The sequence below is a fragment of the Salipiger thiooxidans genome, assembly GCF_900102075.1.
Taxonomy (GTDB): domain Bacteria; phylum Pseudomonadota; class Alphaproteobacteria; order Rhodobacterales; family Rhodobacteraceae; genus Salipiger; species Salipiger thiooxidans.
Map to the genome: position 1 here is coordinate 1 of NZ_FNAV01000054.1, position 5,890 is coordinate 5,890.

4 protein-coding genes are annotated in these 5,890 nt (G+C 63.7%); 3 read left to right on the top strand and 1 reads right to left on the bottom strand.

Annotated features, from left to right (window positions below; all coding sequences use genetic code 11):
* The 3 genes from BLQ77_RS28990 to BLQ77_RS27855 form a co-directional block, all read left to right on the top strand.
* Nucleotides 1-990, top strand: a 990-nt coding sequence (locus BLQ77_RS28990; RefSeq protein ID WP_165617239.1) for a hypothetical protein, incomplete at its 5' end; no start/stop codon positions are given.
* A complete protein-coding gene (locus tag BLQ77_RS27850) occupies nucleotides 987-2,783 on the top strand; it encodes a heparinase II/III family protein (RefSeq protein WP_165617240.1) in 1,797 nt (598 codons plus the stop codon). The genes BLQ77_RS28990 and BLQ77_RS27850, both read left to right, overlap by 4 nt.
* 16 nt (nucleotides 2,784-2,799) lie before the next feature.
* Nucleotides 2,800-3,669: an aldo/keto reductase gene (locus tag BLQ77_RS27855; protein WP_165617241.1), complete on the top strand. Its 870-nt coding sequence runs from the start codon at nucleotides 2,800-2,802 to the stop codon at nucleotides 3,667-3,669.
* A 522-nt stretch (nucleotides 3,670-4,191) separates the two neighbouring features.
* Here the strand turns inward: BLQ77_RS27855 and BLQ77_RS27860 are convergent.
* Complete coding sequence (locus tag BLQ77_RS27860; RefSeq protein ID WP_089964305.1) at nucleotides 4,192-5,481, bottom strand: Gfo/Idh/MocA family protein; 1,290 nt, start codon at nucleotides 5,479-5,481, stop codon at nucleotides 4,192-4,194.
* Between the last annotated feature and the right edge of the window lie 409 nt (nucleotides 5,482-5,890).

A 5,890-nucleotide genomic window follows, 5' to 3' on the forward strand; every position in this document is an offset into this window, starting at 1 on the left:
GCTCTGGCCCTGATCCAGGCGCTTTCGAGCCTCGACCCGCAGCGGCTGCGGCGCCTCGTCCTGTGGATCTGGTGCATCATGATCACGCTTGCCACGCTTGAGGCTCTCGGCCTGAAACCGGTGTTCGATGCGGTCCGGGACGTTCTCTACTCGGGCAGCGGACGGGGCGTCTACGAGGCCACTCAACGCGACATCGGGATCTATGGCCGGGTCCGCACCACGGTCTTTGCCAGTGAGCCCTCGTTCCTCGCCGATACGCTGGCCTCGCTGATCCTTTTGGTATTCTTCCTGGATCCGAAGCGCGGCAGCATAGCGTCCTGGGCCCGGCTGGGCGGTATGCTGGCGCTCAGCTTCCTGCTGTCACCAAGCTTCAAGATGGCCTTCTACGTGCTGGCCGCGGTGGTCTGGCAATTCTGGCCTCGCAACCTGCGGGGCCTGACAAGCCTGATCGCGGGCCTCGCCGTCGCGGGAGTTCTGCTGGCCGTGTTCTACGGACCGATCCTCGGCTTCTTCCTCGAAACCGTCGGAGGGCACCTCGAAAGCGGTAGCTTCTACGGACGGATCGGCGTTGCCCATTCGGTCGGCTTCGAGGCCCTGCGAAACTATCCGCTCTTCGGGTACGGCCTCAGCAACCAGGATGGTCTGTATCCGATCATTGCCCAGGTCTGGCAGAGCAGCGGGGCCTTCGCCCTGTTCCCTTGGTACCAGCCGCTCCCGGCACAGGGCCTGATGTCCAACGGGTTCTGGTGGGAATGGGCCTATCTCGGGATTGCGGGCGGCCTCATCGTAACCCTGCTGATGACAAGCCTCTTGCGGCGCATCGGTGTCGAGCTTCCGCTACGCACCGTCGTCTGCACCTGGATTGTCTGGTACGCGGGTGCCGCTTTCGTCGATCCGCGCAGCTGGTACATGATCGCGCTCTTCGCGGTCGGCGCGGTGCAGTTTGCGGGCACCCGAGCGGCTGCCCAAGACAAAAAGGACACGGCATGAGCCGGACTGCCAAGGCCGTCATTCTGGCGCGCGCCGTGCGGCGGTTGTCGCCGCGCATGGCCGCATACATGGCCCGCCGCGTCGCCCGCAACCGTCTCGCCGTCCGGTTTCCCGACCGCTACCGGGCACGGATCTCTGCGATCGAGGAAACCCTGCCCCGGTTGGGACGACCGCCTGCAGATCTTCCCACAGGGCTCGTGTCCATGGCGGAATTTTACTGCGCCGAATACCGGGACGTCATGGACGGGGTGCTGCAGGGCAGGGTCTGCCTGCATGGGCACGAGATCGATTTCGGCGCCTCGGATCGCGTCGATTGGAACCGTGGGGTCCCCGAGGAAGGCGACCATCAGATGTGGCGGGTGAAGCTCGCTCACATGGGGTTTCTCTGCCCGATGATGCTTGAGGGAGGGCCGGAGCACTACGCCGTGGTGGCGACGCTTGTCGCCGGAGCCCGGTCCGGCACGGACATGACGGCCCCCGGCGCCTTCAACGCCTACTGGTTCCCCTATGCCGCCTCGCACCGGATCCTGTCGCTGGGGGCGGGGCTCATGCTGGCGCGCGCCCGGGGCACTTTGCCACCGGAGACCGACGCCGCAGTGGCCGACCTGCTGCGCTACAACGTGGCCTTCGTTCTAGACAACGTGGAGCACGAACTTAACAACAACCACGTAGAGCGCAACCTCGCGGCGCTCTGTCTCTATTTCACCTATGCCGAAAGCATTCCTCCCGCGATTGCGGCGCGGCTCGAGCGTGACGTGGCGCATCTGGTCGGCAGCACGATCCTGGAGGACGGTTGCCAGATCGAACGCTCACCGATGTATCAGGGGCTGAGCGTGGCCTCGCTGGCGGTACTTGCCGAAACCCCCTTCCTGTCGGCCGCGCTGCGTGCGCGTCTTTCAGGCCGCCTGGACGCCGCCCGGCGGGCCTTCGCGATCCTGTGTCACCCAGATGGCCAGGTGGCATTGTTCAACGATGCCTGGCACGACGAGGTGCCGCACTGGACGGGCCCCCCCGCACCGGAGGGACGTTCGCTTCTGCCGCAGGGCGGGTACGGACGATTGTCGCAGGGTGAAGATCTCTGCCTGATGGACGCGGGGCCACTCGGCCCTTCATGGAACCCCGGACACGGGCACGCGGATTTCCTGTCGCTCGAGATCACGCTGGGCGCAGAGCGCCTGATCGTGGACCCGGGCACCTCGCGTTACAACACCGGCGCCGATCGCGCCCGCGAACGCAGTGCCGCCGCCCATAACGGGCCCTGCTACGAGGGGATCGAACCCGTCGAGTTCACCGGCTGCTTCAAGGTCGGTCGCATGGCAGAGGCTCGCCTGCTGGACGAGGGCAACCTGCCTCTGGACACGATCGGCGGGACGTTCCGGGGCACCGTGGGTGGGGCGGCGAGGATGGTCCGGCATTATCCGGGGCAGGGCTTTCTCGTGGCGGATTACTGGGATTCGGAAACACCGGGAGCGGTCAGCTGGCTGGTTCCCGGATCCTGGCAGGCCAGCACTGGCCCGGAGGATTCGATCTTGCTGCACAAGAACGGTTCGGACGCCCGGATCGTCCCCCTCGCAGGACGTTTCCGTGCGCCTGCTCCGCAAGCCTCTTCCTGGGCATGCCACTACGGCCGCCGCGAAGCTGCTCACGAGATCCGGCTGCGGGGTGAGGCACACACAGGGGGCGGACAGGCCCTGTTGTGCTGGATCGGCCGTACCACGCCGCCGGATAGCGCCTGCGAGGATGGTGCGGTGCTGCTCGACCGCCTCGCCGCTCTTTCCGAAAGCTCACGTTAGGATTGCGAACAGGACGATGCTCCAGACTTCTCCCCTCGCCCAGATAATGGCACCCGATGCTCTTCCCCTAGGTCTCGGCTGCAGCCGGCTCGGCTCAGTCAACGGTGCTTCCGGCGATGAGGCACGTGCCCTCCTCCATGCAGCGCTCGCGCGAGGGGTCCGCTTCTTCGACACATCGAACATCTACGCCCAGGGAGACAGCGAACGGTTGCTGGCCGAGGTTCTGGGCAAGCGCGACGACTGCGTCATATGCTCGAAGGCGGGCAAGTATCTCGATTGGAAGAAGCAGGCGCTGGTGCCGTTGAAGGGCCTGCTGCGCAATGTGGCGCGGCGCTCGAAACAGGCCAGTCGCGGTGTCGCCGCCGCGCGGGCCAAGCCCATGCCGACCCGTTGGGACGGTCCTTTCCTGAGCAGCAGCATCGACGGCAGTCTGCGCAGGCTGAAGCGTGAGCGGATCGAGATGTTCATGCTGCACAGCCCTTCTGCCGACGTCGTGGCCCGTGGCGAGGCCGTCGCTGCGCTCGAGGCGGCGCAGCAGGCTGGGAAGATCGGCCTGATCGGCGTGTCTGTCGACGACGTTGCCACGGCGGAGGCCGCGCTCGGGGACCCCAGGGTGCAGGCGCTGCAATTGCCTCTGCTTCCAGGGGAAACCGAATTCGACTCGGTGACGCAGCGAGCTGCTGATGCTGGTGTCGCCGTCATCGCGCGCGAGATCCTGGGCGGGGCGCAGGCAATCTCGGGAGCCATGGACCCCGCCCGCTACGCCGCCGACCGCATCGCCGAGATGGTGCGGGATCCCCGTGTCGCACTGCCGCTTGTTGGTACCACCCGCATGGTCAATCTGCAGGCTTCAGCCGATGCCGCGGAGGTCGCGACCAAAGCCTGATTTCTCCCGCGGACAGAGGGGCGGGGTCATATCGCGATGGTGCCGACCGCCTTGAACACGGCCAGTGTGTATCTACATGGTTCCAGCTGGCGGACCTATCCGCGAGCCCGGTTCCGACGGCCCTCCGGATACTGCGGATGTGCCGGCTGCGCTGCAGACATATACCTGTCCGCCATTGTGGACACGGTTGCCAGCGGCATAGGTCGTGGCCCCACTCCGAACGGATCTCCACCGGGTTGATACCGTTACTCACATGGCAGAGATCGAAGCGCCCTTCCGAATTCGCGCGCATGGGGTTTGCTTGCATCCCCGTCAGGTGTGCATCCGCATGAAGCGGCGCGAGATTGCCCGTCTGCGCCGAGTAGACGGACATCCGGGTGCGAGGCAGGGGGGCGCTCTCTGTCAGAACACTCTGAATCGCACTGTTCTGGTTCAGTAGGGCCATTTCGGACTCCTCGAATATACCGAGGACCGAAGATTTCACCGACGAATTTCCGCGATGTTAACCTACCGGGCGGTGCCTCAGCCCGTCAGCAAGCGTTCGAAAAGACGCGGACGGGTTTCGCTGCGATAGTTCTTCACTGCAGACTCGCTACCGGGGATAGGCCCGAGCGGGGTGAAACTGGTCGTCGGTCTCACCGCCGTTCCTTCGGGACCCGCCCCCTGAACAAGCAGCGTCAGTTCATTCACATGCATGATGAACTCCGGGGACGCGTAGGGCTGTTTGCCACTGTCGAGGTCACGAGCCATTTCAGCAATGCCGATCAGCTTGTCCTGGGCATAGACCTCGCGACGGCGAACCCATTCGATCATGCGCTGCCTGAACGAAGAGCGCATCTGTTGATCCTTCTCTACCGCCTCGGATTTCCAGTTCCGCACGAGCGTTTGCCGGCGCCCACCGATCCCGAACAGGCGCGCTAGGGTCGGATGGGCCCGCAGCGTCTGGAACTTGCGGGCGGACAGACTGCCCTTGCTGTAGCGCTCGAGGAAGACAGGGGAGCGATACTGGCGATAGCTGTCGGCGATGACCTCGCCAGCGTCGCCGATAACCCGCATCCGGTGGTCGCGCGGAGCGACAACACTACAGGTAATGCGCGCCGAGGCGCCGTTCGCGAACTGCAGGCAGGCAACCGAGAAATCCGGCGTTCCAACACGCGGAGGCAATCCGTCCATCTTGTTCTCGATCAGCTCGCTGGAGAAGGCGGTAACCGAAACGGCCGGCCCGAGCAGACCACAGATCCAGACCAAGTGATAGCCGAGGTGCTCATAGGTACAGCCCTCGTGGATCTCCTCCTCCAGAGGCCAAGGGGCACCGGTGGGGCTGCGCACCTTCTCGAACTCCATCAGATGAATGGGATTGTCGTCAAGTTCTGCATAGACCAGCAGGGGCCGGCCTATGGCGCCGTCCTCCACCGCCTTGAAGATTGTACGCACACTGTCACTGAAGATATTGCAGGGGGCCGCGTAGAGCCGCAGGCCACGCTGTTCGGCCAGTTCGAACAGGATCCGCGATTCATCCACGCTCTTGGTCAGCGGCTTTTCCGAATAGACATGCTTGCCCGCTTCGAGCGCCTGCCGAGTCACCTCGAAGTGCGAGCCGATATTGGTCAGATTCACGACGATGGTTACCTCAGGATCGGCCAGAAGCGCCTCGTAGCTGGGATAGACATCAAACCCGTAGTAGGCGCTCACTTTCGCGGAGCGATCGGTCTTGAGATCGTAGACGCCACGGATCTTCAATTCTGGATGCGCACTGATCGTACGCATGTAGATATCGAAGACGAACCCGCATCCGACGATGGCAATGTTCATGCGAAAGCTTCCTCTTGAGACTGTCGTGCTGGCAGAGACCAGAATTTCTCTACATCTGCTCTCGCGGATACAGTGCTGAGACAGATGGGGAGGTCAAGGGCACTGCCGCAGTTCCTCTGCTCTATAGGAGGCAACCTGTCTCCGATATGATCAGTATGCTCTACAGGGTGCTGAAATCGTTCCGGCCTCCACGCTGTGTAGAACATGATTCATCTCCAGCGGGTCAAGGGAGGAGACAGGCATGCGCAGCACGGACAAGACGAGCGGATCGCTGTTCGGCGATGTCGGTCTGGAAGCACACATCCCGGACAGGCGTCCGTTGCGCGTAAAACCGCTCCCATGGCAGACTCTCTCCATTAGATAACCATCTGTTTTCTAATGGGAGTCGCACTTGAGGGTAGCGCGCACC